This is a genomic window from Gemmatimonadaceae bacterium, assembly GCA_035533015.1.
In the GTDB taxonomy this organism is placed as follows: domain Bacteria; phylum Gemmatimonadota; class Gemmatimonadetes; order Gemmatimonadales; family Gemmatimonadaceae; genus JAGWRI01.
Map to the genome: position 1 here is coordinate 1 of DATLUQ010000023.1, position 25,996 is coordinate 25,996.

Sequence of the window (25,996 nt, forward strand, 5' to 3'; positions counted from 1 at the left end):
CTCACGTACAACGAGAAGTAGAGCGAGATCACGCCCATCGAGAAGATGACGTTGGCGAGATCGTAGAGCATCCAGCTGAGGACGGCGCGCCGCGGGATCACTCGGGTGGGAGAATTCATGGAGAAGAATGTGCTGGCAGCGCATCCGAACAGCTATGGCCGGCGGCCGTTCCCGGCTGCCCCCCCCGACGACGAACCGCCCGGTGCCCCGGGTAACCACCGCTCTGACCATCGACGACAAACGTGCTCCAAGCGGCTGGAGCACGTTTGTGATCGTCACGTCGAATGGCGCGATGAACGTTGAGTGCCCGAGGCGGGACTCGAACCCGCACGCCGTTGCCGGTGGGGGATTTTGAGTCCCCTGCGTCTACCGATTCCGCCACCCGGGCCGCTAGCGGAACTTAGCAGCGCAGGGGCGACGTCTCAACGCCGCCCCTGCCCCTCGCTGCCTTCACACCGGCCCGCCACTATGGCTGTCCGCCTCCGCGACGCCCCGAGCCGCGCGCCCCGCTGTCCTGCGGTGGCCCCATTCCCTTGCCACGCATCGCGCGCATCACGTTCAACTGCCGCTGCACGCGCTCCTGCAACGCGCGGTACCTGGCGAGCTGCACCGGCGTCATGATCCCGGCCAGCTCGTTGTCCTCGGCGTCGTTGAGGTCCAGCCGCTTGTGCGGAATCGCCTGCAACTGCGCCGTGTACTGGGCCACCTTGGCCTGGTCCGGCTGGGCCAACGCCAATTCGTCGCGCAATGACATCCGCGCCGCGCGCTCCTCTCGCGCCAGTGCCTGTCGCTCGCGGACGTACTTCTGATTGATGGGCGCGAGCATGCGCATCTGATCGTCCGTGAGCCCCACCTGCGTACGCACGGCGCGCGTGAACGCCTGGCGAATCTGCCCTTGGAGGCGCTGGCGGCGGAGGGAACCTCCCTGTTCAACCGGTCGCTGCGGCGCCTGCTGCGCACCTGTCTCGCGCACCGGAATACCCTGCGCGCGAGACACGGCAGGAAGCGCCAGCACGACCACTGCCAGCAACAGACGGTTCCATTTCATTGCCGGCATCAGATGCCTCCGTTGCTGAGCGTCACGTCGGGCACGGAGGTCTCGGGATCGGCCATCGGCACCGCCTTCAACTGCTCGACATCCTTGAGCAAGGCCTCCAGCTGCGTGTCGGTGAGGTCGCTGTAGCCGTAGCCGACGTTCAGCTCGACGTTGCTGGTATGCGCGGCCGCCGTTCCTGCGGCCGAATCCTCCAGTGACGCCACCCGCGATGCGGCCGCACTATCGGCCATGTGCAACCGATGCACGTACGTGACGAGCGTCGATCCACCGGCCGCCAGAAACACCACCGCCGCGGCGATCTGCCAGACATGCATCCCTCCCCGCCGTGCCCGCCGCGGCGCGGCCAACGCCGAGACGATCCGGGCCACGTCCACCGGCGGCGCCGGAGACGCCGCCCGCAGCGCGCGCAGCATCTCCAACTCAGCGGCACAATCCGCGCACGTCCGTAGGTGCGCCTCTACCCGCGCGCGGGCCTCGCCATTCAGGCGGCCGTGCAGCAGGTCGGGCAGTTGATCGCGGATCTCCGCGTTCGGACAATCAGTCATCGAGAAACTCCTTTATTACCCGCACCGCATTGTGGTAGTGCACGCGCGCCGCACCCTCGGTGGTGTCCACCACATCGGCGATTTCCTTGTATGTTAGACCTTCGTTCACCCGCAATGTGAAGACCTCGCGTTGTTTGGGGGACAATCGGTCCACTGCCTGCCGCATCCGCGTCCGCGTCTCCGCCGCCAGCATGCCGTCCAGGGCGTCGAACTCCGTGACCACGTCCCCTTCGGCGATCGGCACCCGGTCCCGTCGTCGGCGGTCCGCCCGGCGCCGGTCGAGCAGCAGACGCCGAGCGATGGTGAACAGCCACGTCCTGAGCGAACTGTCGGCGCGAAAGCTGTCGAGGGCCCCGAAGGCCCGGACGAACGTGTCCTGGACGACCTCGTCCACCTCCACGCGTTCTCCCCGGCTGGCCACGAAGCGCGCCACGGCCGGGGCGTGCCGCACGACGAGCGCTGTTGCCGCCCGGTCGTCGCCCGCCCGCCACGCCTCGATGAGCTCGAGATCGTCCCGTCCATCGCCGCTCCCGGCTGTGTCGCTCATTCGTTCCCTGATGTCGGACGTTCGCGGGGCCGCGGTGTTAAGATCTTGCCAATCACTGGGTTGGCCAATATAGAGTGGTATGCCGAGTCCTCTCCAGCGTCCCGAGCGCATCGGGCACCGCGGCGCCCCCCGGGAGTTCACCGAAAACACCCTGCCCGGTTTCCTGCGCGCCGTGGAACGTGGGGCCGACGCGGTGGAATTGGACGTTCACAGGACGCGCGACGGGCGCGTGGTGGTACACCACGATCCCGAACTGCCGTTGCGCGATGGCACCCGCGCCCCGATCACCGCGCTCTCCGCCGCCGAAGTTGGGGCGTGCGTGCTGCCCGGCGGTGGCGACGTCCCCACTCTGGCTCAGGTGATGGACGCCCTCGGCGATCGCGCCACCGTGTACGTGGAACTCAAGGGTGAGGGCGTGGGCGAGGGGGCGGTGGCCGTGGCCCGCGGGCACGGGCGGCGATACGCCTTTCACAGCTTTGACCACGCGGCCGTGTTGGCATTGAGGTCCGGCCATCCCGATCTGGACTACGGCGTGCTGCTCGACGTCGGGACCCCCGATGCCGCGGCGCTCATGGCGCGCGTTCCCGTGCGCGACGTTTGGCCCCACTGGAGTCTGGTGAACCAGGCGCTGGTGGACGCGGCGCGCGAGGCGCGCAAGCGAGTCATGGTCTGGACGGTGAACGACCCAGCGGAGGCCGCGCGGCTCACGCTCCTGGGCGTGGACGGGTTGTGCACCGACGACCTGCGGCTGCTGGGGCCGGCGCCATTCGTCTCTGATGGAGGCGGCCGGATTCCATGAAAGCGGGCGAGCAGCGCGACCTCATCATTGTCGGGGGCGGAATCGGCGGCATCATCAGCCTGAAATACGCGAAGGACGCCGGGCTCGACGCCATCCTGCTGGAAGGTGCCGAGGCAGTGGGCGGTCTGTGGCGCGATCTTCCCGCCTGGCAGGACATCCAGTTCCGCAAGGAGGACTGGACGCTCGGCGACCTGCCGATCGCCGGCGAAGACCAGTCGAGTATCCTGGCCAACATCCACGCGTGGGTGGAGCGTTTCGGGTTGGCGCCTTCGATTCGACTGGGCGCGCGGGTGAGTTCCGCCCGTCCGAACGACGGGGGCTGGGAGGTCACGGCGGGAGAGTACACGGGCCGCTCGCGATTTCTCATCGCCGCCACGGGCGGCCACAATCGCCCCGTCGTTCCGCAGATCGAGAGAGTCCGACCGACGGCCATCGAGTATCACTCCTCCGCCCTGCGCGACCCGTCAGAACTCACACGCAAGGACGTCGTCGTCGTGGGGGGCGGCGCATCGGCCTACGATCTCCTCGATCTCTGCCTGGAATGGCAGGCGCGCAGCGTCACATGGGTCTATCGCTCGCTCAGGTGGATGCGTCCTACACGGCACCCGAAGTATTTCGGATCGGACCTGCGTCGCCTTGGAAGACTGCAGATGCTCGGCATCCCGCTCTCGGAGTTGAACAAGCGGATCAATCGGGAACTGCGCCGGCGTTACCGCAAGGCTGGCCTGGATGAACTGCTGCCCGACAGGGCGTTCGACTTCGGGAGCCAGCAACTCGTTCCCGGCCGCCGCCGCATGGCCGAGAACCTGGCGCGCATCGCGCGCCACCAAAGCGAGATCGTGGGCATCGAGGGCAGTTCCGTACGGCTCGCCTCCGGACACTCGTGCAGGGCGGATCTGGTGCTGTGGGGTACCGGGTACGACACGGATCTGGGCTACCTGGAGGTGAGCAACCTATCACGACTCACGCGGATGGATGCCATTGGCAGGCGCTGCGGCGCGCACTTTCTCGCGCTGGATGCTCCCAACCTCTTCCTCCTTGCGCCGGGCATCCTCGATGTGACCACGTCGACCCCTTGGGCGTACGCCCACGCGGCGAAATCCATCATGAGTCACATCCGGGGCAACCCGGTATTCGATTCGGTGCCGGTGTCCACCAATCCGAACTACTTCGACCTGGCCCGGTTTCTCGCGAAGCGCGACCGCGTCAACTACCCTGCCGTGCTCTGGTATCTGAAGTATCTCAATCTGGCGTTTCGCCGATCGCGCGATCGGCCGATGCCCATGCCGTGAGGCCAGTGCTGGTGTCCCGACGCCTGCGCACGCAGCCAAACGAAAACGCCCCCGCGATGCGGGGGCGTTCGGTTGCCGTAGACCAGCCCTTGGCTGGCTAGGCCGCGCTGGTGGACCCGGTCTCGCCGGCTGCCGGATACACACTGATGCGGTAGCGGGACTTGCTGTGGTGCTCGAACTGCACCACGCCGTCGATGAGCGAGTAGATCGTATAGTCCGTGCCCATGCCGACGTTGCGGCCGGGGTGCCACTTGGTGCCGCACTGCCGGACGATGATGTTGCCCGCGACCACGGGCTCGCCGCCGTACTTCTTGACGCCGCGATACTTGGGATTGCTGTCGCGGCCGTTGCGAGAGGAGCCGACGCCCTTCTTGTGTGCCATGGCGGATATTCCTTAGCCGAGCGTGATGTCGTTGATCATGACTTCGGTGAAGCCCTGCCGGTGGCCCTGCTTGCGGGAGTAGTTCTTCCGGCGCTTCATCTTGAAGACGACGATCTTGTCGCCGAGTCCCTGGCGCAGGATCTCACCGGTGACCTTGGCGCCCGCGAGCTTGGGCACGCCGGTCATGACGGTCTTGCCGTCGGAGCCGAGGAGGACGTCGTTGAACTCCACCTTGACGCCGGCTTCGCCGGGCAGGGTGGGGATTTTGTAGTATCTGCCCGGTTCGACCTTGAACTGCTTGCCGCCGGTGCGAATGATTGCGTAGGACATTGTGCGATGTGGTTTTGGGACGCGCTAGCCTCTGAAGCTAGACATGGGCTATGTCGTTGTCAATGCCTAGCCTATGGGGCCAAGGAGGGCTCCCTCAGGCCACCGCGTACTGCTGGGTCACGTCCCGGCCGGCGGTCTTCACCACCAGCTTGAACTCGTCGGGCCGGAGCAGCGGGTCGTCCCGCAACTCGAGACCGAACCCCACGGCCTTCTCGAGCTTCTTGAGCATGTCCTTTTCCTCCTGCAGCACGTGCATCGCCACGTCGGGGTGCAGCTTCACGATGAGCGGATCCTTCTTCCCCTCCACGCCCATCCGTCGCACCGAGCGCTCCATGCGCCGCAGGATGGTCTCGGCGGTGAACACCCGCCCCGTGCCGGCGCAGGTGGGGCACGCCTCGGTCATGTTCTGCAGGTGGCTCTGCCGCACCCGCTGGCGGGTCATCTCGATCAGTCCCAGGTCGCTCACGGCGAACGCCTTGGTGCGGGCGCGGTCGCGGCTCAGATGCGTGCGCAGTTCCTGGAGCACGCGGTCGCGGTTGGCCTTGGTCTCCATGTCGATGAAGTCGCACACGATGATGCCGCCGATGTCGCGCAGGCGGATCTGCCGCGCGATCTCGCGCGCCGCTTCGACGTTCGTGCGGAGAATGGTCTTCTCGGGATCCTTCTTGCCGGTGTAGCGGCCCGAGTTCACGTCCACCGACACGAGCGCCTCGGTGGGCTCGATGATCAGGTAGCCGCCGGCCGGCAGGTCGCAGCGCCGCTTGAACAGATCGCGGATCTCAGGCTCGATGCCCGCCTTGTCGAAGATGCCGGCTTCGTCGGTCCACAGCTTCACGCGGTCCACGAGATCGGGCGCCACTCCCTTGAGGTATTCGATGATCTCGTTGTACACCTGCTTGGAGTCTACCGACACCTGCTCCACCTTCTCGCTGAACAGGTCGCGGATGAGGCCGCGCGTGAGATTCGTCTCGCGATGGATGAGGGCCGGCGCGCGCACGAAGTTCGTCTTGCGCTTGATGCGCTTCCATTGGCCGATGAGCGTGTCGAGTTCGCGCTTGAACGTCTCCTGCGTGGCGTCCTCGCCCACCGTGCGCGCGATGACGCCGCCCGAATCCTTGGGGAGCACGGCCTGCACCATCTCCCGCAGGCGGCCGCGCTCGGCGCGGTCGCCGATCTTGCGGCTCACGCCCACGCGCGAGGCGAACGGCATGAACACCAGGAACCGGCCGGCCATCGACACCTGCGCCGTGACGCGCGGGCCCTTGGTGGAGATGGGCTCCTTGGAGATTTGGACGATGATTTCCTGGCCGCGCTTGAGCACGTCCTGAATGGGCGGCGCCTTGGCCCGCTGCTGGCGCCGGCCGCGCCCGCCGCCGCCCGACGGCTTCTGCTCGTCGGCGCTCTCGTCGGCGGCGTCGGTTTCTACGTCCTCGTCGTCCGAGTCCGCGTCGTCGTCGTCCCCCTCTTCCTCGTCTTCGGGATACACGAGGTCGGAGGCGTGGAGGAACGCGCTCTTCTCGGTACCGATGTCGACGAAGGCGGCTTGGATGCCAGGGAGGACCGCTTCTACGCGGCCGTAGTAGATGTCGCCGACCATGCGCCGAGCTTCGGGCCGGTCGACGAGGAGTTCAACGAGTTGCTCGTCTTCCAGGATCGCAACCCGCGTCTCGCGCGGCGTTGCGTTGATCAGAATTTCGCGTTTCATCGGGAACCGCCGGCTCGCCTCCGCGTGGCGACTCGGCACGCGGACGGGGGCGGTGAGTGAGAGACGGGGTGGCGGCACGCCGGAACGCGAACGCGCGCCCGACGGCCGAAACGTGACTGGGGATCCACCGCTCGAACGTGATCGACCACGCCGAACCCGGCTGCCGGATCTGACCGAGGATCACACGCACCATCGCGTGGACCCAACGGACCACCGACCGCATCCCACGGGCCAGCGTGCGATCGGCTTCAAAGAGGAAGCCGTGCGCCGCGAGGGGGACGTCTGCGCGGACGGCGGCCGATGCTGCTTCGGCCGCCGCTGCGCATGGAGAGCCTCGACCGCGCCGCGAGTCGCGCAGCGGGAACGAGGCGGGAAATCCAAGAGAGAGTGTCACCGCTGGAATTACTACAGCCAACCGTCCGTTTCCGCAAGAGTGGCAATGACTTACGGGTGGTCAGTCCATCAAGTCCTTGAGCAGGGCCCTGGCGATCACGATGCGCTGGATCTCGGAGGTGCCTTCGCCGATCTCACAAATCTTGGCATCGCGCATCATCCGCTCCACCGGGTAGTCCTTGGTGTAGCCGTATCCGCCGTGGAGTTGCACCGCCGTGATCGTACTCCGCATGGCCAACTCGGAGCAGAACAACTTGGCCATGGCCGCTTCCTTCGAAAACGGCTTGCCATGCTGCGCCAGCCATGCGGCGTGGTACGTCAGGTGGCGCCCCGCCTCGATCTCGGTGGCCATGTCCGATAACTGGAAATGCACACCCTGAAATTTCGCGATCACCTGGCCGAACTGCTTGCGCACCGACGTGTATTTGAGTGCCTCGCCGAACGCACCCTCGGCAATGCCGAGCGAGAGCGCTGCGATGCCAATGCGCCCGGAGTCGAGGGTGCGCATGAAGTTCTTGAACCCTCGGCCTTCATCACCCAGCCGGTTCTCCACTGGCACTTCGACGTCTTCCATGATCAACTCGGCAGTGTCGGAGGCACGCCATCCCAGCTTGTCCTCCTTCTTGCCGGCGCGGAAACCCCGCATGGCGGTGAGCGACGGCTCGTGGCCCACACCCACGGCCGCGGTCGCTTCGGGATCGCTGGTGGGCTTGGTGAGGATGAACGAGCTGATGCCCTTGGTGCCCTGCCCCGGCGTGGTGACCGCCGTGACGACGAAGATCTCACCTACCGAGCCGTGGGTGATGAATCGCTTCACGCCGTTGATCACGTATCGATCGCCCTTGCGCACCGCCATCGTGCGCGTCCCGCCGGCGTCGCTGCCGGCCTCGGGCTCCGTGAGTCCGAATCCGCCCATCACCTTGCCTGAGGCGAGCAGCGGCACGTAGCGGCGCTTCTGCTCGTCGGTGCCGAAGTGGACGATCGGGGAGGTGCCGAGCGTCGTGTGCGCCGATATCGTGAGCCCGTGCGAGGCATCCACCTTGGCCAGCTCCTCGATCACGATCATGTAGCTCAAGAGATCGAGACCGGCACCGCCCAACTCCTCGGGCCAAGGCACGCCGAGCAGCCCCAATTCGCCCATCCGCTTGATGTTGGCCCAGGGAAACTTGGCCTCGGCATCGAGTCTGGCCGCCACGGGGGCGACTTCGTCGCGCGCGAACTCTCGCACCATCTCGCGGACGGCCAGGTGCTGCTCGTGGAAATAGAGGGCGTCGTCCATGTCAATCAGGTGGCGTCGGCGTCTCGACGGCGGCGCCGCGCGCGTTTGGGTTCGGGTTCCACTGAGACGGCCACCAGCACGTCGTCGGTGCTGATGTAGGGCTTCTTGGCGCGCCGAGCCGGCACGCGACGGGATGCCGCCGATCCCTTCGAGCGGCCCAGACAGTTGTCGCAGGCGCCGCATTCAGGGCGTTCGGCGGGGTCCCCGAAATATCGGAGCACGAACGCCCGGCGGCAACGTCTGGTGTAGGCGTAGCGCTGGATGGCGTCGAGCTTGTCGAAGTCGGCGCGGCAGCGGCGCTCGAGCGACTCCCAGTCGATGCGAAAGGCGTCGAGCGACGCGGCGGCCCGCGTGGGGGTCGGCCCGGACTCGACGCGGGTCCATTCCACGAATTGCTCGCGCTGGAGCGCGTCGAGCAGCCGCAACGCGCCCGCCCCGCCGAGGGCCGGCGGCAGCCCGTCGAGGTCGATGGCGATCCCGTCGTAGAGCCCGTCGCGTCCCAGGCGCCAGAGCGCGCGCAGGAGTCCCAATTCGAGGGCGCGAGCCTCGCCCAGTTCGGCCCGGATGCGGGCCGGGGCGGCCAGCAACCGCACCTGCACGCGCAGCCCATCGGGCGACCCCGGCGTCCACGCGCCCACCCGCTCGAGCAGGCGCAGGGCGGCCTCGACGTCCCGGGCGGTGGACTTGTGCCCCAGCTTCTTGGACAGCGCGCCGGCATCGAGGGCGGCCACCCGCGGACCGCCGAGCCGCAGAAGCTCGTACAGCCCCTCCACCACCTCGCGCCGCGCGTGCGCGCCTTTTATGAAATACTCATGGGTGAAGCGGTCGCGGAACGCGTGCAGCAGCACGCACTCGGCGGGCTCGCCGTCGCGGCCCGCGCGGCCCGCCTCCTGGTAGTACGCTTCCAGCGTGCCAGGCATGGCGTGGTGCACCACTAAACGTACGTTCGGCTTGTCGATGCCCATGCCGAACGCGTTGGTGGCCACGATCACCCGGGCCTGCTCCTGCATGAAGGCCTCCTGCACCTCGCGCCGGTGGTCGTCGTCCAGGCCGGCGTGGTACGGCAGTGCCCGGATGCGCTGGCGAGTCAGCATGCCGGCAATGCGCTCCACGGCCTTGCGCGTGGAGGCGTAGACGATGGCCAGGCCATCGCGCGCCGCCAACTCCTCCACGAGCCCACGATCCTTGTCGGCGTCGGTACGGCACGACCGCACATGGTACGTGAGGTTGGTGCGGTCGAACCCGGTGACGATGACGGTGGGGCGCCCCAAGTGGAGCTGCCGCACGATGTCCTCGCGCACATGCGGCGTGGCGGTGGCCGTGAGCGCGATGACGGTGGGGTTGCCCAACTGCTCGCGCACTTCGGCCAGGCGCAGGTAGCTTGGCCGGAAGTCGTGGCCCCACTCGCTGATGCAGTGCGCCTCATCCACGGCGAACAGCGCGACCCCGATGTCACGCAGGCGATCGAGCGTGGACCCGGCGCTGAATCGCTCCGGGGCCACGTACAGCAGCTTGAGATCGCCCGAGCGCGCCTGCGCCATCCGGTCGCTCACCTGGCCGGACGAAAGCGAACTATTGATGAAGGCCGCCGGGATGCCGCGCCGTTCCAGCGCGTCCACCTGGTCCTTCATGAGCGAGATGAGCGGCGAGACGACCAGCGTGAGGCCCGGCAGGATGAGCGCCGGCACCTGATAGCACACCGACTTGCCGCCGCCGGTGGGGAGGATGACCAGCGTCTCCCTGCCGGCCAGCACGCTCGCCACTGCTTGTGCCTGCCCGGCACGGAACGCGGGATACCCGAATCGCGCGCGCAGGGTCGCAAGCGCGACTTCGGATGCCGGTGGCTGGGTCACACGCGCACGCTACGGCCCCGGCCCCGGAAGGCCATCATCAGATGAGGGCGCGGCGCGCCCTTATACCGCACGCGCGAAGTGTCCGCGCGTGAACGCGCTCCCCACGAGATCGCGCACCGCCGAGCGGCCGGACCCCTGACGGCCGGCCAACGCATCGAGCGACTGGCGGTAGCCCGCCACGAGTCCGGCCACGGGATCGCCGGCCACGTTGAACACGGCCCGGTACGAGCGGATGCCCGACTCCCAAAGGCGCGGCAGGAACTCCGAACCCTCCACCGGTCGCGAGTGCAACAGCCGGTTGCGGCACGCCGAGTCGGTCGCCACGGGAAACGCGTACCCGGTAGGGTCGGTGAGTTGCACGTTGGGGTGCTTCTGCACGCACAGGTCGCGACAGGTGGTCGGCTCACGCTCGAAGGCCGCCGAGAGCACGCAGTGCTCGAGCGTCATGCCCTCCGGACGCCCGTACAGGAACACCTCGAATCCATCACCCCGCCATGGCGCCACGAGGTGGCCGATCTCGTCGGTGGTCAGTTCCACCGAGGCGGTGACACGCCGTGCCCCCAGGCGGAAGATCTCGGCCGCGGTGTGGCCGTTCATCACGTTCAAGGCGTAGTCGGCGGTCACGTCGCGGCCGGCGCTCGCGAGTTCGGCCACCAGGCCGAGGTGCCCCGACTGGATCGGCAGTCCCAGGTCCAGCCACTTCTGCAGCCCGCCGCGGTCTTCCGGGCGCACGACGGTCGGCGTGCGCAGGCGCAGCGCGATCCCGCGCCCGGCGAGCGCATCGCGCAACGCCGCCACCCGGGCCCGCGCCGGCGCGGGATGCCGGAGGAACGGGTCGAGCACGATCTCGGTGGCCCCGGCGTCCGCCGCCGACTCGGCATCAGTCAAGTCATATAGCTCGGCGACCAGGCGGAAGCCAGGCTCCGCGTCGGCGGTCGCATCGTGGACGGGACCCGCGGGCCCGGCCACCGCCGAGTCGATGCGCGCCCGACGTTCCGCGTGCGCGGCGTGGCTCGCCCAGTCGCGCCGCCGCATCAATTCGTCCACCGCGCGCTGGCGCAGGTGGTTCAACTCGCTCACCGGCAGGAACAACCCGGCGGAGAGGCCGGCGTCGTCCACCGCGGCGAGGACGAAGGGCGTGTCGCCGAGGCGGCCCAGTTGGTCGCGCAACTGAGGGCGATCGAGGGCGCGCTTGGCCGCCGGCGCGAGCGGGATCTCGCTCTGCACGGTGACCTCGTTGCCCTCGGTGGAGAAACTGGCCTTGAGCGGCGAGCCGGCCGACCCGAACAGGCGCACGTCGAGCCGCTCCTTGTGGGCGCGGACGTGCTCGGGAAGCGCCGCGAACGACGCGCGGGCCTTGGCCAGCAGCGTGCCGTCCGAAGTCCGCAGCACCTTCCACCCGGGTTGCACGTCCACGCGTGCCGCAATCGCCTGTCGGATGGCGCCGCGCGACGAGAGCGTCCGCACGGCGCTCACCGTGCAACCCACCGATGCGCCGCCGAGCCCTTCCGGCGCCTCGAACCCGATCCCGTCGCCCGCCTGGAGTGGCGCCGACACCTCCACCACGATCTCGCCCCGCCCCACCTCGACCACCGTGCCGAGCGGCGCGCCGCGGTTGTCGGGTTGGGTGCGCGTCACGTAGTCGCGGCCGGCCCGTCCGCCGTACATGCCCCCCGTGAACCCGCGACTGAAGATCTGTACCAGCGGTTGGACTTCGGCTTCGGTGGGAAGCACGCGCTCGCCCTGCGCGATGCGATCCAGGAATCCGCGATACGTGCTCGTGACCGTGGCCACGTATTCCGGTTTCTTTTTGCGGCCCTCGATCTTGAGGCAGCCGATGCCCGCCTCGGCGATCTCGGGCAGGTGGTCGTGCGCAGCAAGGTCACGCGCCGAGATCAGGTACCCGCGGTCCAATTCCCGGCCGTCGGCGAGGTCGGTGAGGACGTAATCCTTACGGCACGACTGGGCGCACGAGCCGCGATTGGCGCTCCGCTCGGAGATCATCCCCGACATGTAGCATTGGCCGGAGTACGAGATGCAGAGCGCGCCGTGCACGAACGACTCGAGGCCGAGCTCGGGCACCGCGTCGCGGATGCTGCGGATGTCGTCCAGGGTGTTCTCGCGGGCCAGCACCACGCGGTTCACGCCCAACTCGCGCAGCACGGCGGCGCCGCTGGCGTCGTGCACCGTCATCTGCGTGGAGCCGTGGATCTCGAGCTGCGGATACAGGCGCTGGATGAGGCGGATGGCCCCGATGTCCTGAACGATGGCCGCGTCGATGCCGCGATCGACGGCCTCGCCCAGGAACTCGAGCGCGTCGGCCAACTCGTGCGGCTTGAATAGGATGTTGAACGTCAGGTAGATGCGCCGGCCACGCTCGTGCGCCAGCCGGCAGGCCTGCTCCACCTCGTCCAGCGTGAGCTGGGCGCCCTCATCACGCGCGTTCCACCGCTCGGCCCCGAGGTATACGGAGTCGGCGCCGTTGGCCAGCGCGGCGCGGACGGCGTCGAGCGAGCCCGCGGGGGCGAGCAGTTCGGGAACGGACGGGGCGGGCATGGGCGCAAGTTAGCGGCTCGCGCCCATGGGCTCTACCGGACCCGCGTGGGGGAGCCCGGCCAAGGCGGCCCGGCTCCCCTGGCCGAGGCTACGGCTTGGTGACCGTGAGGTTGGTGACGATACCGTCGGTGTTGTGCGCGAACCGGATACCGTACACGCCGTCGGTGGACTTGAGCTTGCCGGCGGTCACGAGCTGTGACTTGTCGTAGCTGGCCACCACCGTGCCGTTGATCGCGCAGTCGACCTTGTTGCCCTTGACCGACATGGCGATCTCCTGCGTGACCGGCTTGTCCACCCCCGGCGCCTTGTGCACGGCCGCGCTGGCCGCGCCCTCCCGCCCGTTCATCTGGAAGGGGCGCGGCCCGAATCCGCGGACGATGAACATGCCGTTGCCGTACGCCGCGCAATACAGGTACGTGGCCTGGTCGGTGCCCATGTCGTTGCCGGCGATGACGACGCCGTACGGATGCGGGTGGTCGTTGAGGTTCATGAACTTGGGCTCAGTGAAGGTGGCCTTCACCGTGTAGTCCCCGGTTGCCATGTTCGCGGGATTCCAGTACGTGGTGGCAGGACCGGTGGTGACGTGGTAGGTGTCGCCCTCTTTCGCGAACTTCGCATCGTTGAGCGTGCTGCCGCGACGGGCTTCCTGGGGGTCGATCTTTCCCATCCATCCGGGCGCACTGATGCCGCCGCCCGCGACCTTGCGGGACGTTTCGCCCATACCCTGTGCGCTTCCGGCACGCGGCAGGATGGCGATGGCCGTAGCGGCGAGAACACACGTGATGACGCGATTCATTGACTCTCCTCTCGATCGAATGTGATGAACTAAGCCCATATTCGGTGCGCGGCGTTCCAACCGTCCCCCTGGGGTCAGGGGTTGTCTCGCGACGGCTCGGCGCGACGTCCTTCGATGCGGGCCCGGACCCTGGCCGGCAGCAACCGGAGTGCGACGGCCACGGCAATCACGATCATGCCGGCAAGCCGCACGCGCTCGTTGTCCAGGCGGGCGCCGTAGCCCCAGGTCATGATCCCGGCCGCGGCCACGAGGAGCTTGATGAGCGCGAGGCGGTTCATGCCGCGGGGGGAAGCCCCAAGGCGCGGGCTTGCGCGTCGGGCACGTCGAGCACCAGGCGGAGCAGCGCCGTGGAATACACCTTTCCCTGGGCGTCGGTCTTGAGTGACAGCGTGCCGCCCCCGTCCAGCGCGCCGTGCAGCAGAAAGTTCAGCGCGCGCAGGTTGGGCAATTCGAACCGTTCCACGGTCCCGGTGATGATGCCGTGAAAGTGATCGGCCACGCGGTCGCGCGTGAGCTGTTCCACGAGCAACGGGTACCATTCGGGTTTGAGTGCGATGATGCCCACGTTAGCCGTGTCGCCCTTGTCGCCCGAGCGCGCGTGCGCGATGTCGAGGAGTCTGACCCGCATCAGAGCATCTCCACGCTGGTCTGGACCACGGACTTGTCGATGAGTGCGGGCCAGAAGGCCACGATCTCCTCGACTTTGGGCCGGCCGGCGGCGAATCCGGTCACGCTCGGCGGCCCGTTGAGCACCAGCGGCACGATCTCGCGCGTGAACCGGGTCACGGCGGCGCGGCTGTGCGAGCGCACGCCGATGCGGTACTGCACCTCCGGGGCGTCCCTGCCGGCGTCGCCGGCCAGCCGCCCGTGGGTGGCCGAGGCGCCCACGAACTCGCTCAGCACCTGGTCGAACCGGAGGCCAAGGTTGTCCAGGCGCTCGCGGAGCACCCGATCGGCCAGCTGGGCCTTCTCGAGCGCGTCGGGCCAGGCATAGACCAGCGAGCCGACGGCCTTGTACCCGTCGCGGTAGGCGATCGAGACCTTGAGCTTGTCCGTGGCGGGCCGGCCCACGATGCCGAACACTCGCACTCGGTTGTCGCCGGCCTGCTCGAGGTGGATGGAGGAGAAGTCGGCGATCACGTCCGGGGTGATATAGGAGCGCGGGTCGCCCATCTCGTACACGAGCTGTTCCGACACCGACTGGACGTTGATTCGGCCGCCCGTGTGGGGGTGCTTGCTGACCACGAACGTGCCATCGGCCTGGGCTTCCACGATCGGGTAGCCGACGTTGGCCAGGTCGGGAATGGACCGCCAGTCGTACAGGCAGTTGCCCCCCGAGCACTGGGCGCCGCACTCGATGATGTGGCCGGCGATGATGCCGGCCGCCAGCCGGTTCCAGTCGGTATCGGCCCAATCGAACTCGAAGCGCAGCGGCGCCATGGTGAGGGCCGTATCGGTGGATCGTCCGGTGACGACCACGTTCGCCCCGCGGCGCAGCGCTTCGACGATCGGCACCGAGCCGATATATGCATTCGCTGAAAGCACCCGGTCGCGCACGGTGGACAGCGGCTCGCCGGTCTCCATGTGGGCGAGGGCGTGCCCCTGGGCCATCAGGGCGTCGAGCCGCGGCAGCAGGTCGTCGCCGGTGACGACGCCCACGCGGACCTTGTCGGCCACGCCGGCCTGGGCCGCCACGGCGCGAACGGCCGCGGCGCAGGCCGGGGGGTTCACTCCGCCGGCGTTGGCGATCACGCGCACCCCCCGCGCGGCGACGGCGGGGAGTACGCTCTCCATGGCGCCCACGAAATCGCGGGCGTAGCCCATCTCGGGGTCGCGTTCCTTCTGCTTCTGCAGAATGGACATCGTGACCTCGGCCAGGTAATCGAGCATCAGGTAATCCACGGGGCCGCCTTCGACCTGCCGGCGCGGGGCCTCCAGCCAGTCGCCCCAGAACCCCTGCCCCGATGCTACGCGTACGATGCGAGTCATGCGTCGTTGAGATGTGCGGGAAGAACGAAGGCGCCCAGGTGCGGGCCCGGATTCTGGGCCGCGGCGCGGAAGGCCAGGGCGAGGGTGCGGCGGGTGTTCTCGGGGTACACGATGGCATCGACGTAGCCGCGGGCGCCCGCATACTTCGCGTCGAGCTGGTGTTCGTAGTCCTCGCGCATCTCGTCCACGGCGCGCGTCACCTCGCCCGACGCCGATTCACCAGCGGTGCGCGCGGCCTCGAGCGCGGGCCCGTGCACCGCCTGCACCGCCGACTCCCCCTCCATCACGCCCATGCGCCCGGTGGGCCAGCTGAAGATGAAGTCGGGGTCGAACCCCTGGCCGGCCATGGCGTAGTACCCGGCCCCCGAGGCGTGATTGACGGTGAGCACGATCTTGGGCACGCGGGCCGTGGCCATCGCCTCCACGAACCGGGCGCCGGCGCGGATGATCCCCTCCTGCTCGGCATCGGGCCCCACCATGAACCCCGAGACGTCCTGCACGAACAGCAGGGGAATGCGCTGCCGGTCGCAGCGATCGATGAAGTACGCGACCTTGTCGGCGCTCTCGGCGTACACGATACCGCCGAACCGCGGCCGTTCGCCGTCGCGGCCCTTGATGAGCCCGCGCTGATTGGCGATCACTCCCACCGGGATGCCCTCGATACACGCATCGCCGCAGATCATCTCACGCGCCAGGTCACGCTGAAACTCGTCCAGGTGTCCGCCGTCGAGCACGGCGCCCAGCAGCTCGTGCACATCGTACGACATGCGGTGGTCGCCGGGGAGCAGATCGTACAGCGATTCCGGATCGCGGGCCGGAGCCTCGGGCTCCCGCCACACGGGCAGCACGGGGCGCGGGAGCATGGCCACGAGGTCGCGCAGCTTGGCCAGGCCGGCGGCGTCGTGGTCCACGGCGTAGTGGGCCACCCCGCTGACGGCGGTGTGGGTGCCGGCGCCGCCCAGCGTCTCGGCGTCGATCACCTGGCCCGTGGCGCCCTTGACCAGATTGGGGCCGCCGAGACCCATGAACGACGTGCCCTTGACCATCACGATCACGTCGGACAGTGCCGGCAGGTAGGCGCCGCCGGCGATGCAGGGGCCCATCACGGCCGCCAGTTGCGGCACGTGCAGGTAGCGCCGCATTATGGAATTGTAATAGAAGATGCGGCTGGCCCCGTACTGCCCCGGGAACACGCCGCCCTGGTACGGCAGGTTCACGCCGGCCGAATCCACCAGGTAGACGATGGGAATGCGGCAGCGCATGGCGATTTCCTGGGCGCGCAGCATCTTGCGGATGGTCTCCGGCCACCAGGAACCGGCCTTGACGGTGGCATCGTTGGCCACGATCACGGTCTCGCGTCCCTGGACAATGCCGATGCCGGTGACCACGCCGGCTCCCGGCGCCTGGCCGTCGTACTGGTCGTGGGCCACGAGGAGGCCGATCTCGACGAACGCCGTGTCGGGGTCACACAGCTTGGCCACGCGCTCCCGCGCCGTGAGTTTTCCCTGCTTGTGTTGTCGCGCGATCTTGTCGGGCCCGCCGCCCTGGCGAAGATGCTCTTCCAGCGCGCGCAGTTCGTCGCTCAGGGCCCGCAGCCGCGACGTCACGCTTCCTGCCGAGACCGCTCGTCGAACCAGGTCCGGATGTACTCGACGAGCGCGGTCGTCGGCGTTCCCGGACCGAAGAGTTCCCCCACCCCCTGGGCGCGAAGGGTCGCCATGTCTTCCTTGGGAATGATGCCGCCCCCGGTCACCAGGATGTCGTCGCGCCCCTGGGCGCGCAGCAGTTCCTTGACGCGCGGGAACAGCGTCATGTGGGCGCCGCTCAAAATGGACAGGCCGACCACGTCCACGTCTTCCTGAATGGCGGCGTTGGCGATCATCTCGGGGGTCTGGTGCAGACCCGTATAGATCACTTCCATGCCCGCGTCGCGGAGCGCCGCGGCCACCACTTTGGCGCCGCGGTCGTGACCATCCAGACCGGGTTTGGCTACGAGCACGCGGATGGGGCGCATGGCCTGCATGGGTCGAAGGGTAAGACGCGCGCCGTGGAGAACCGGCGCACGCAGTGAAGCTAGCGGGCCCGTCGCCGCCGGGGCAACTCGTGCTTGTGCGCCAGCAGCAGCATCTCCCCCGATCGCCGCGAGAGCGCGCGCGGGCTCCAGCCGTCGAACGCCTGCTCGACGATCAGTCCCTCCCGAGCCATCAGCGCGGCCAGCGCCGTGGGCGTGTATAGCCGGATGCAGTGCTCGCGCTCTCCGGTGCCGCCCGGGCCGTACCAGTGGGTGCCTACGGTGAGCATCCCCGACAACGGGTCGAAGTCCCGCTCCTGCGCCACCAGCGTGCCGTCGCCGGCGCGCCACCAGTCGCGCGACAGGAAGCGCGCCATCACTCCGTCACGGTTGCCGCCGTGCCAGATCAGCGTGCCCCCAGGCTTGAGCACGCGCGCAAACTCGGCGATCGTGCGCGCGTCGTCCCGCGGATCGGCAAAGAATCCAAACGACGTGAAGAGATTGACCACGGCGTCGAACCGCGCCGTCCAGCGCGCCGGCAGCACGCGCATGTCGCCGCGGTGATAGCGAAGCGCGGGGCCGGTGCCGCGCTCGCGGGCCCGGGCGAGCAACTCGCGGGAGTAGTCGAGGCCGTCGACGCGGAAACCCGCCTCGGCCAACAGGTGAGCGTGCCGCCCCTGCCCGCAGGGCACGTCGAGCACGCGTGCGCCGGCCGGAAGGCCGAGCAGTTCGACCACCCGCGCCACGTCGCGGCGCGCGCGTTCGGGGGTGAAGATCGGTTCGTATTCGAGCAGGTACTGCGCGTCGAAATAGTCGCGCCACCACTCACCCGATCCGGCGTTGCGCACGCGGGAGCCGGCCGCGTTCAGAAGAACACCGGTTCCCGATAGGCCCCGAACACGTCCTCCATCGCGGCGCGGATCTCGTACAGCGTGCAGTACGATCGCGCGCATTCGAGGATGAAGGGCATCAGGTTGCGCGTGCCGCGGGCGGCGTCGCGGAGGGCGTCGAGCGCCGCAGTGCACCGGGCCTGGTCTCGCTCGGCCCGCACCCTGGCCATCCGCTCGCCCTGCCGCCGCTCTGCCGCCTCGCCCACCTTGAGCACCGGAATCGTGAGTTCGGGTTCGTCGGTCACGAACTCGTTGACGCCCACCACCACACGCCGGTGCTGCTCGATCTCCCACTGCTGGCGCGCCGCCGACTCGGCGATCTTCCGCTGGAACCACCCCGTCTCGAGTCCCTGGGCCACCCCGCCCACCCGTTCGATCTCGAGGAATAGCGCCTCGGCCTCGCGCTCCAACTGATCGGTCAGCGCTTCCACATAGTAGGAACCGCCCAGCGGGTCCATGACGTTCGGCACGCCGGTTTCGTAGGCCAGCATCTGCTGCGTGCGGAGCGCCACCTGCACCGCCTCTTCGGTGGGCAGGGCGAGTGTCTCGTCCATGGAATTGGTATGGAGCGACTGCGTGCCGCCGAGCACGGCGGCCAGCGCCTGGTACGCCACGCGCACCACGTTGTTCATGGGCTGCTGGGCGGTGAGCGTCACGCCGGCGGTTTGCGAATGGAACCGCATCATCCACGACCGCGGGTCCTTGGCGCCGTACCGCCCCTTCATGTGGCGGGCCCAGATGCGGCGCGCGGCGCGCAGTTTGGCGATCTCCTCGAAGAAATCGTTATGGATGTCCCAGAAGAACGACAGCCGGCGGGCGAAATCGTCCACGCCGAGCCCGCGGGCCACGCCACGCTCCACGTATGTGAAGCCGTCGGCCAGCGTGAATGCCAACTCCTGGGCTGCCGTGGCGCCCGCCTCGCGGATGTGGTAGCCCGAGATCGAGATCGTATTCCATTGCGGCGCGTGCTCGGCTCCCCACTCGAAGCAGTCGACGATGAGCCGCAGGGCCGGCTCGATGGGAAAGCACCACGCGTGCTGCGCCATGTACTCCTTGAGGATGTCGTTCTGGATCGTGCCGCGCAGTTTGTCGGAAGAGACGCCCTGCTTCTCCGCGGCGGCGATGTAGAACGCCCACAGGATGATGGCCGGCCCGTTGATCGTCATGGACGTCGACACTTGATCGAGCGGAATGCCGTCGAACAGCACTTCCATGTCGGCCAGGCTCGAGATGGCCACGCCCGTCTTGCCGACCTCGCCCAGCGAACGCGCGTGGTCGGAGTCGTAGCCCATGAGCGTGGGAAAGTCGAACGCGGTGGACAACCCCGTCTGCCCTTGCTCGAGCAGAAACTTGAAGCGCGTGTTGGTGTCTTCGGCACTGCCGAAGCCCGCGAACTGCCGCATCGTCCACAGCCGGCCGCGGTACCCGGTGGGATGGATGCCGCGCGTGAACGGGAACGATCCCGGAACCCCGAGGTCGCTCTCCCGGTCGCCCGCCACGTCGAGAGGCGTGTAGAGCGGCGCCACCTCCGCCCCCGAATTCCCGAACGCCAACTCGCGCTTCTCGCCGCGCTCGTACCGGGCGCGCCACGCCGCCACTTCGGCGCGAAGCCGCTCCAATTCGGCCCGTTGTTCGGCGACCGTTTGCGAAAGCTCCCGGGTGGACGTCATGGCGTCACCTGCGTCAGAAGGGTTCCACTACGCGCCAGCAGCGCGTCGGCGATGGCGAACGGATTGGTGCGGCCGGCCTCGAGCGAGGGCAACTGCTCGTCGAGCCACGCGTTGGTCGCGGCATCCTGCCACAGCCGGCCGCGGACGCGCGACTCCACGACGTGCATGACCCGGTCCCGGAGCCGGCGGCGGCGGCGCAGCCGCAACTCGCCGCTGACCTCAAGATAATGAAAGTGGCGGTTCAGCGCGTCGAGCAGGTCGCTGGTCCCCTCATCGCGTACGGCCACCGACCGCAAGACGGGGGGCGTCCACTGCTCGGCGTCCGGCGCACGCGCCGCCTCCCGCGCCAGGCGAGCCGGATTCATGCGCGACAGGTCCACCCCATGGTGCGCCGGCACGTGCTTCATCGTGCTGCCGGCACGGAGCCCGAGCATCAACTCCAACTCGTTGCGCAGGCGGTCGGCCCCGGGCCGGTCGGCCTTGTTCACCACGAACACGTCGGCGATCTCCATCAGTCCGGCCTTGAGCGTCTGGATCGAATCGCCTGACTCGGGCACGAGCACGACCACACTGGAATCCGCGATGCCCGAGATGTCGAGTTCGCTCTGCCCCACCCCGACGGTCTCGATGAGAATGCGATCGACGCCGAACGCGTCGAGCACGTCGGCCACTTCGCTGGTCGTGGCGGCGAGCCCACCCAGCGAACCGCGTGTGGCCATGGACCGGATGAACACGCCGGCATCGAGCGCCACCGACTCCATGCGAATGCGATCGCCGAGCAGCGCGCCGCCGGTGAACGGCGATGTGGGGTCCACCGCGATGACGCCCACGGAAAGTCCCTCGGCGCGGTAGGCGCGGACGATCTGCGCGGTGAGCGTGCTCTTTCCGGCGCCCGGTGGGCCGGTGAGCCCGATGCGGCGGGCCCGACCGAGTCGGGACTGCCACATGGCGAGCAGATGGTCAAAGCCGGCCCGGTGGTTCTCGACGATGCTCACCGCGCGGGCGAGCGCCGCGGGGCGTCCCTCGACGAAGTCGCGCAGCAGTTGATCGTGAGCGGCCAAGGGTGCAGAAGCGGTCATGCGGAAGCCGGGGCTGGTTCGTCGTGCTCGTCGCGAATTTCGCCGACGAGTTCTTCCAACAGATCCTCCAGGGTCACGATGCCGATCGTGTGGTTCTCCTTGTCCTGGACGATGGCAAGGTGCCGATGGTCTCGGAGCATTTCAAACAGTAGCGTGCTGCAGAGCGTCCCGGGGGTCGTGCGGGCCACTGGGCGTGGGGCGGCCAGGGCCGCCTCGGCACCGCGCAGCAGGTCGAACGCGTGCAGCATTCCGGTGACGCGGTCGAGCGATCCATGGTACACCGGGACGCGGCTGTACGCCGTCCGGGCGACCTGCTCCGCCGCCTCGTGCGCGTCGGCCGCGTCGGACACCGCGAACACCTGGTCGCGCGGCGTCATCACGTCGCGCACGATCTTGTCACCGAACTCCACGACGCTCATGATGATGGCGGCATCGTCTTTCGCGGTCACTCCCTCGAGTTCGCTTTCTCGCAGCAACTGTTGGATCGCGGCCCGCTCGGCTACCGGCCCGGAGGCCGGGCTGCGCGCCCGGGCCCCACGCACCACGCGCGACGCCCACAGAATGGGCGCGGCCACCTGCTCCGCCACCCGGAGCACGGGCAGCGTCCATGGGACGAGCCGGGCGGTCCAGTGGCGCGCCACCGCGCGGGCGAGGAGTTGGGCTAGGAGCACGACTACCGCCGCGCAGCCGGCGAGCGCGAGGGCCACCTGCGACGCCGATTCGGAGAGGTGCGACGCCAATTCGGCACCGGCCGCGGCGAGCACCAGCCCCACGGCCACCGAGGCGGCGGCGACCAGCCGCTGCGGCCGGTTGATCGACGCGACCACGGCCGAGGCGCCCCGCAGTCCGCGCTCTGCCCAGTGCCGCAGCCAGATGCGGCTCAGGAGGCGCACCACGGTGGCGCCGGCCACGAGCCACGCAATGGCGACCGCGGCGAGCAGGACCACCAGCCCGTCGGTCACTCGGCCTCCTCGTGCGCCACCGACGGGTGCGGTCGGCGCTCGAAGTACACACGCTCGATGCGCCGGTGCCGCACCCGCTCGACGACGACCTTGAACTCGCCGATCGTGGTGGAATCTCCCGCGCGCGGCACGCGCCCGAACGCGTCGTACACCAGCCCGCCGACCGTCGTCAGGTCCTCGCGCTCGAGCGACGCGCCGAGCGCGTCGGACAGATCGCTCAACGGCACCTTGCCCAACACCCAGAACCGGTCGGCCCCCTCGCGCTCGATGTCGGGCTCCTCGACATCGCGTTCGTCGCGGATCTCGCCCACGATCTCTTCGAGTACGTCCTCGATGGTCACCAGCCCCGCCGTGCCGCCGAATTCGTCGACGACGATCGCCATGTGCGTGCCACTCTTGCGAAATTCGCGCAGTTGCCGGTCGATCGATTTGGAGCTGGGAATGAAGGTGGCGGGGCGGACCAGCGTTTCCCATCCACCCGGCGGCTCACCGTCTTCGAGCGCCCAGAGCAGGAGGTCCTTCGCGTACAGGACACCCGCCACGTTGTCCAGCGTCTCACGGTACACCGGAAGCCGCGCGTGCTCTGAGCTGCGCACGCGGTCCAGCACCTCCGACCACGGGGTGCCGGCCTCCACACCCACGATGTCCACGCGCGGCACCATGATCTCGTCCACGTCGGTGCGGGCGAGCGCGAAGGCGCGGTTGAGCAGCGTGGCCTCACCCACCGTGACGTCGGCCTCGGCCTCGAGCACTTCGCGCAGGCGCCCCGCCGATGCTTCGCGCTCCGCCTCGGGATCGCCCGACGCCGGCATCACGCGGCCGAACCCCGCCTCGATGGCCGTGCCCACGCGCACCACCGGGCGCAGCAGTGCCGACAAGAGCGCGGTTACCGGGCGCATGCGCGCCGCCGTGGCGAGCCCCCTGGTCGAGGCGGCCGCACGGATGGCGGCATCCATCACGAGCACGCCGGCGACGAGCGCGAGCACGACCAACCAACTCAGCGCGGGCGCCGCATCGAGCCCGCGCAGCACGCCGCGTCCCACGCCGGCGCCGAGGGCCAGATAGGCCAGCACCCGCGTCATAGCGAGCGCACGGTGCGCGTCGTCAGCGCCCGGAACGGCTCGGCACTCGGGCGCCGCCAGCGCGCCGTCGGCGGCCGCCGTGACGGCGGCGAGCGCGGCCCCGCCTGCCGCGACGACCCAGGCGGCCATGCTCATGCGCGGCCAGCTCGGAGCACGCGTTTCACGAGCCGTTCCTGGCGCCGCCACATATCGGAGGTGACGCGCGACTCGTCCTCGGGGTGGTCGAACCCGAGCACGTGCAGCGTACCGTGCACGACCAACCGCACCAACTCCTCGCGCACGGGAATGGCCCGCGTCCTGGCCGACCGCCGGGCCGCGTCCACCCCGATGTAGACGTCGCCCATGACGGCGCCGTCCGTGCCTGCCTGTGCAAAGCCGAACGCGATGACGTCGGTGGCCCCACGGCGGCCCAGGTGCCGCCGGTTGAGGCGGGCGATCGTCCGGTCGTTCACGAACGTCACCGACACGACGGCACGGCGCACGCGCGCCGAGCGCAGCACGGCACGCACGGCGTTCGCGGCCAGCGACCGCGAGATCGCGAGGCGACCCGATTCCACGGCGACGTCGACTACCGTGTTCACGGCGCGGCGAACCCGGCCCCGATGCCGCCACTGGACACCGGGTAGTCGATGCGGGCATGGTGCACGCCGGAGAGCACACGCGCGAACTCGTCCTTGACGAGCTCCAACTGCTGCAGGGTGAGCGGCGCGGCACCCAACTGTCCCTGGTCAATCCTCAGGCGCACCATGTGCTCCACCACCTCGCGAATTCGCGGCGGCGTGGGTTCGTTGAGCACCCGCACGGCCGCTTCCGCGCCGTCGGCCAATAGGACGATCGCCGATTCGGCACTCTGTGGGATGGGGCCTGTGTACCGGAAGTCTTCGAGTCGAACGGGGCCGCCCTGCGCCCGTGCCCGCTCCAGGAAATACGCGATAGTAGCCGTACCGTGGTGCTCGGCGATGAAGGTCCGCAGCACCTGCGGCACGCCGTACTCCTCGGCGAGTTGCAGCCCTTCACGAACGTGGTTGCGGATGATCTGCGCACTCTGCAACGGCGTGAGTTGGTCGTGCGGATTGCGTCCCTTGGCCTGGTTCTCCACGAAGTACTGCGGCTTGACGAGTTTGCCGATATCGTGGTAATAGGCGCCCACTCGAGCCAGGAGCGCGTGGGCGCCCACGGCGCGGCACCCCGACTCCGCCAGATTGGCGATCTGTATCGAATGCGCGAACGTGCCCGGGGCCTCCACACTCAGCCGCTGCATGAGCGGCCGGTTGAGGTCGGACCATTCCAGCAACGTCAGATCCGTCTCGATGCCGGTGTACCGCTCCGCCAGCGGCAGCAGGAGCAGCGCCGCCACAACGCTGATCACGGCGTTGAGCGTGCCGAACCCGGATGAGGCCAGGATGCTGGCGCCCGGCAGGTCGCGCGAGAGCCCCACGGCGACGGCAGCCGCACTGTAGGCCGCGGCGATGACCAGGATCCACCAGTACGTCTGCTGCCGGGTGCGCACGGCGCGTACGCTGTACGCCGCCGCGGCGCCGCCGATGATGTTGAGATAGAGCGCGTTGGTGCCGCGGAACACGGCCTGTCCACCCAGCAGCGCGGCGAGGAGGACGGCCACGATCATCGCGATCCGCCGGTCGAACAGCGCGCTGATCACGACGGCCGCGATGCCGACTGGAATCATCTCCGGGTTCAACGGGTGCAGGTGCGCGACCAGCGCGCCGCCGCCCAGCACGAGCGCCGTCACGCACGCCATCACGACCAACGCCCGCCATGAGGCGTACAGTCGCGGCCTGAAGATCAGCACCGTGATGCCAAGCAGGGCGACGATGAGCGCGTCGAACAACAACGCCCCGGCAGCGCGACGCAACCCGGACACCGTGGCGCGCCGCTCGTCCATCGCCCGGTGGAGCGCCCGTAGCTTCTCATGCTGCTCCGTTCCCACCACTTCATTGGCCCCGACGATCTTCTCCCCCGCCCGCACATCGAAGTCGCTCACGGGGACCGACCGCCGGAGCTGGTTGCGCCGCATCTCGGTGACGGCCGAATCGCCGACGATTGTCGGGCGAAAGAAGGCGTGCAGGATCCGGTCGTATGCCGAACGGCCCGCCGCTCCACCCGTCTCCGGCCGCAGTGCCTGAGCCTGCGCCACGAACTCGTCGCGGGTGCGCAGACTGTCCGACGGCTCGGAGTGTTCCGACGCCCCTCGGCGCACCACCACTTCGCCGCTCACCCCATCGAGGGAGCCGGCGGCGGCCACGCCGGCCGTCAGCCAGCGCCGGTACGCCTGGGCCACCGCGTCGATCACCCGCCCGCGCCGGTCACGGTCGCCGAGATATGCGACCTCGGCGCGCGTCAGGTTCACGCCGAACGCCCCCGCCGCGGCCTGCACCGCGGCCGTATCGCGTGCGTGGTGCGCGTACGCCGAGTCGAGGGCGGCGGCAAAGGCACCCAGTTGCTGCTGCGTCGAGTCCAGGGCCGAGGGAACGAACGCGTACACCGGGTCGACGGTCCGGGCCAGGGCCTCCTGCTGGCGAGACAACTCGGCGCTGTCCTTGAGCACCCGGAACGAGAACGGCGCGATCACGTTGTCGCTGGCCACCGATCCCACTTCATAGATGGGGAAGTTGGCCGCCGGCACCGCGGGAAAGAGGGCGTAGGTGAGCAGGGTGAGTGCCACCGCCAACGCCACGCGCGGCCCCTGCCGCACCACCTCGCCGGTTCGGGGAGATGGCTCGTTGCCGGACCGATCGGGCTCGTCGCGCGCCGTCACCGC

Annotated in this window: 24 protein-coding genes and 1 tRNA gene; 2 read left to right on the top strand and 23 right to left on the bottom strand. The window is 68.8% G+C overall.

What is annotated here, in order from left to right; genetic code table 11:
• Nucleotides 1-304: 304 nt before the first annotated feature.
• From VNF92_04815 to VNF92_04830, 4 genes are all read right to left on the bottom strand, one after another.
• Nucleotides 305-388 (bottom strand) — tRNA-Leu (locus VNF92_04815).
• A 78-nt stretch (nucleotides 389-466) separates the two neighbouring features.
• A complete protein-coding gene (locus VNF92_04820) occupies nucleotides 467-1,057 on the bottom strand; it encodes a hypothetical protein (GenBank protein ID HVA57188.1) in 591 nt (196 codons plus the stop codon).
• Nucleotides 1,057-1,602 carry a zf-HC2 domain-containing protein gene (locus VNF92_04825; GenBank protein ID HVA57189.1) on the bottom strand — a complete coding sequence of 182 codons (546 nt, stop codon included), beginning with the start codon at nucleotides 1,600-1,602 and terminating at the stop codon, nucleotides 1,057-1,059. The genes VNF92_04820 and VNF92_04825 overlap by 1 nt, the downstream gene beginning before the upstream one ends.
• Nucleotides 1,595-2,149 (bottom strand): sigma-70 family RNA polymerase sigma factor, encoded by a 555-nt coding sequence (locus VNF92_04830; GenBank protein ID HVA57190.1) that lies wholly within the window; start codon nucleotides 2,147-2,149, stop codon nucleotides 1,595-1,597. Before VNF92_04830 ends, VNF92_04825 begins: the two co-directional genes overlap by 8 nt.
• 79 nt (nucleotides 2,150-2,228) lie before the next feature.
• Between VNF92_04830 and VNF92_04835 the strand changes: the two genes are divergently transcribed.
• Both VNF92_04835 and VNF92_04840 read left to right on the top strand, forming a co-directional pair.
• Nucleotides 2,229-2,948 (top strand): glycerophosphodiester phosphodiesterase, encoded by a 720-nt coding sequence (locus VNF92_04835; protein ID HVA57191.1) that lies wholly within the window; start codon nucleotides 2,229-2,231, stop codon nucleotides 2,946-2,948.
• Nucleotides 2,945-4,240 (top strand): NAD(P)-binding domain-containing protein, encoded by a 1,296-nt coding sequence (locus VNF92_04840; protein ID HVA57192.1) that lies wholly within the window; start codon nucleotides 2,945-2,947, stop codon nucleotides 4,238-4,240. The genes VNF92_04835 and VNF92_04840 overlap by 4 nt, the downstream gene beginning before the upstream one ends.
• Before the next feature lie 97 nt (nucleotides 4,241-4,337).
• Here the strand turns inward: VNF92_04840 and rpmA are convergent, their stop codons facing one another.
• The 19 genes from rpmA to VNF92_04935 form a co-directional block, all read right to left on the bottom strand.
• Nucleotides 4,338-4,622 carry a 50S ribosomal protein L27 gene (gene rpmA, locus VNF92_04845; GenBank protein ID HVA57193.1) on the bottom strand — a complete coding sequence of 95 codons (285 nt, stop codon included), beginning with the start codon at nucleotides 4,620-4,622 and terminating at the stop codon, nucleotides 4,338-4,340.
• A 12-nt stretch (nucleotides 4,623-4,634) separates the two neighbouring features.
• On the bottom strand, nucleotides 4,635-4,952 hold the full coding sequence (gene rplU / locus VNF92_04850) for a 50S ribosomal protein L21 (protein ID HVA57194.1): 318 nt from the start codon (nucleotides 4,950-4,952) through the stop codon (nucleotides 4,635-4,637).
• 94 nt (nucleotides 4,953-5,046) lie between these two features.
• Complete coding sequence (locus VNF92_04855; GenBank protein ID HVA57195.1) at nucleotides 5,047-6,657, bottom strand: Rne/Rng family ribonuclease; 1,611 nt, start codon at nucleotides 6,655-6,657, stop codon at nucleotides 5,047-5,049.
• A 454-nt stretch (nucleotides 6,658-7,111) separates the two neighbouring features.
• Nucleotides 7,112-8,329, bottom strand: coding sequence for an acyl-CoA dehydrogenase family protein (locus VNF92_04860; protein HVA57196.1), 1,218 nt, complete (start codon nucleotides 8,327-8,329; stop codon nucleotides 7,112-7,114).
• A 5-nt stretch (nucleotides 8,330-8,334) separates the two neighbouring features.
• Entirely contained in the window at nucleotides 8,335-10,182 is a 1,848-nt protein-coding gene (locus VNF92_04865) for an ATP-dependent DNA helicase RecQ (protein HVA57197.1), read from the bottom strand.
• A 60-nt stretch (nucleotides 10,183-10,242) separates the two neighbouring features.
• Nucleotides 10,243-12,738: a DUF3656 domain-containing protein gene (locus VNF92_04870; GenBank protein HVA57198.1), complete on the bottom strand. Its 2,496-nt coding sequence runs from the start codon at nucleotides 12,736-12,738 to the stop codon at nucleotides 10,243-10,245.
• 88 nt (nucleotides 12,739-12,826) lie between these two features.
• Nucleotides 12,827-13,534, bottom strand: coding sequence for a hypothetical protein (locus VNF92_04875; protein HVA57199.1), 708 nt, complete (start codon nucleotides 13,532-13,534; stop codon nucleotides 12,827-12,829).
• A gap of 74 nt (nucleotides 13,535-13,608) precedes the next feature.
• Nucleotides 13,609-13,812 (bottom strand): hypothetical protein, encoded by a 204-nt coding sequence (locus VNF92_04880; protein HVA57200.1) that lies wholly within the window; start codon nucleotides 13,810-13,812, stop codon nucleotides 13,609-13,611.
• Entirely contained in the window at nucleotides 13,809-14,162 is a 354-nt protein-coding gene (locus tag VNF92_04885) for a hypothetical protein (protein ID HVA57201.1), read from the bottom strand. The genes VNF92_04880 and VNF92_04885 overlap by 4 nt, the downstream gene beginning before the upstream one ends.
• Nucleotides 14,162-15,523, bottom strand: coding sequence for an acyclic terpene utilization AtuA family protein (locus VNF92_04890; GenBank protein HVA57202.1), 1,362 nt, complete (start codon nucleotides 15,521-15,523; stop codon nucleotides 14,162-14,164). The genes VNF92_04885 and VNF92_04890 overlap by 1 nt, the downstream gene beginning before the upstream one ends.
• Nucleotides 15,520-17,130 carry an acyl-CoA carboxylase subunit beta gene (locus VNF92_04895; protein ID HVA57203.1) on the bottom strand — a complete coding sequence of 537 codons (1,611 nt, stop codon included), beginning with the start codon at nucleotides 17,128-17,130 and terminating at the stop codon, nucleotides 15,520-15,522. The genes VNF92_04890 and VNF92_04895 overlap by 4 nt, the downstream gene beginning before the upstream one ends.
• Nucleotides 17,127-17,546, bottom strand: coding sequence for a cobalamin B12-binding domain-containing protein (locus VNF92_04900; protein HVA57204.1), 420 nt, complete (start codon nucleotides 17,544-17,546; stop codon nucleotides 17,127-17,129). Before VNF92_04900 ends, VNF92_04895 begins: the two co-directional genes overlap by 4 nt.
• A 50-nt stretch (nucleotides 17,547-17,596) precedes the next feature.
• Nucleotides 17,597-18,382, bottom strand: coding sequence for a methyltransferase domain-containing protein (locus tag VNF92_04905; GenBank protein HVA57205.1), 786 nt, complete (start codon nucleotides 18,380-18,382; stop codon nucleotides 17,597-17,599).
• A gap of 17 nt (nucleotides 18,383-18,399) precedes the next feature.
• A complete protein-coding gene (locus tag VNF92_04910) occupies nucleotides 18,400-20,094 on the bottom strand; it encodes a methylmalonyl-CoA mutase family protein (GenBank protein ID HVA57206.1) in 1,695 nt (564 codons plus the stop codon).
• Nucleotides 20,091-21,173: a methylmalonyl Co-A mutase-associated GTPase MeaB gene (meaB, locus tag VNF92_04915; protein HVA57207.1), complete on the bottom strand. Its 1,083-nt coding sequence runs from the start codon at nucleotides 21,171-21,173 to the stop codon at nucleotides 20,091-20,093. Before meaB ends, VNF92_04910 begins: the two co-directional genes overlap by 4 nt.
• Complete coding sequence (locus VNF92_04920) at nucleotides 21,170-22,135, bottom strand: CBS domain-containing protein (GenBank protein HVA57208.1); 966 nt, start codon at nucleotides 22,133-22,135, stop codon at nucleotides 21,170-21,172. The genes meaB and VNF92_04920 overlap by 4 nt, the downstream gene beginning before the upstream one ends.
• On the bottom strand, nucleotides 22,132-23,352 hold the full coding sequence (locus VNF92_04925; GenBank protein HVA57209.1) for a hemolysin family protein: 1,221 nt from the start codon (nucleotides 23,350-23,352) through the stop codon (nucleotides 22,132-22,134). The genes VNF92_04920 and VNF92_04925 overlap by 4 nt, the downstream gene beginning before the upstream one ends.
• Nucleotides 23,349-23,798: an rRNA maturation RNase YbeY gene (gene ybeY / locus VNF92_04930; protein HVA57210.1), complete on the bottom strand. Its 450-nt coding sequence runs from the start codon at nucleotides 23,796-23,798 to the stop codon at nucleotides 23,349-23,351. Before ybeY ends, VNF92_04925 begins: the two co-directional genes overlap by 4 nt.
• Entirely contained in the window at nucleotides 23,795-25,993 is a 2,199-nt protein-coding gene (locus tag VNF92_04935) for an HDIG domain-containing protein (protein ID HVA57211.1), read from the bottom strand. Before VNF92_04935 ends, ybeY begins: the two co-directional genes overlap by 4 nt.
• Between the last annotated feature and the right edge of the window lie 3 nt (nucleotides 25,994-25,996).

Bases quoted from the DNA above. Each gene is read 5' to 3' on its own strand.
- VNF92_04820 (HVA57188.1), bottom strand. From the start codon at position 1,057: ATGCCGGCAATGAAATGGAACCGTCTGTTGCTGGCAGTGGTCGTGCTG.
- VNF92_04825 (HVA57189.1), bottom strand. From the start codon at position 1,602: ATGACTGATTGTCCGAACGCGGAGATCCGCGATCAACTGCCCGACCTG.
- VNF92_04830 (HVA57190.1), bottom strand. From the start codon at position 2,149: ATGAGCGACACAGCCGGGAGCGGCGATGGACGGGACGATCTCGAGCTC.
- VNF92_04835 (HVA57191.1), top strand. From the start codon at position 2,229: ATGCCGAGTCCTCTCCAGCGTCCCGAGCGCATCGGGCACCGCGGCGCC.
- VNF92_04840 (HVA57192.1), top strand. From the start codon at position 2,945: ATGAAAGCGGGCGAGCAGCGCGACCTCATCATTGTCGGGGGCGGAATC.
- rpmA (HVA57193.1), bottom strand. From the start codon at position 4,622: ATGGCACACAAGAAGGGCGTCGGCTCCTCTCGCAACGGCCGCGACAGC.
- rplU (HVA57194.1), bottom strand. From the start codon at position 4,952: ATGTCCTACGCAATCATTCGCACCGGCGGCAAGCAGTTCAAGGTCGAA.
- VNF92_04855 (HVA57195.1), bottom strand. From the start codon at position 6,657: ATGAAACGCGAAATTCTGATCAACGCAACGCCGCGCGAGACGCGGGTT.
- VNF92_04860 (HVA57196.1), bottom strand. From the start codon at position 8,329: ATGGACGACGCCCTCTATTTCCACGAGCAGCACCTGGCCGTCCGCGAG.
- VNF92_04870 (HVA57198.1), bottom strand. From the start codon at position 12,738: ATGCCCGCCCCGTCCGTTCCCGAACTGCTCGCCCCCGCGGGCTCGCTC.
- VNF92_04875 (HVA57199.1), bottom strand. From the start codon at position 13,534: ATGAATCGCGTCATCACGTGTGTTCTCGCCGCTACGGCCATCGCCATC.
- VNF92_04880 (HVA57200.1), bottom strand. From the start codon at position 13,812: ATGAACCGCCTCGCGCTCATCAAGCTCCTCGTGGCCGCGGCCGGGATC.
- VNF92_04885 (HVA57201.1), bottom strand. From the start codon at position 14,162: ATGCGGGTCAGACTCCTCGACATCGCGCACGCGCGCTCGGGCGACAAG.
- VNF92_04890 (HVA57202.1), bottom strand. From the start codon at position 15,523: ATGACTCGCATCGTACGCGTAGCATCGGGGCAGGGGTTCTGGGGCGAC.
- VNF92_04900 (HVA57204.1), bottom strand. From the start codon at position 17,546: ATGCAGGCCATGCGCCCCATCCGCGTGCTCGTAGCCAAACCCGGTCTG.
- VNF92_04910 (HVA57206.1), bottom strand. From the start codon at position 20,094: ATGACGTCCACCCGGGAGCTTTCGCAAACGGTCGCCGAACAACGGGCC.
- meaB (HVA57207.1), bottom strand. From the start codon at position 21,173: ATGACCGCTTCTGCACCCTTGGCCGCTCACGATCAACTGCTGCGCGAC.
- VNF92_04925 (HVA57209.1), bottom strand. From the start codon at position 23,352: ATGAGCATGGCCGCCTGGGTCGTCGCGGCAGGCGGGGCCGCGCTCGCC.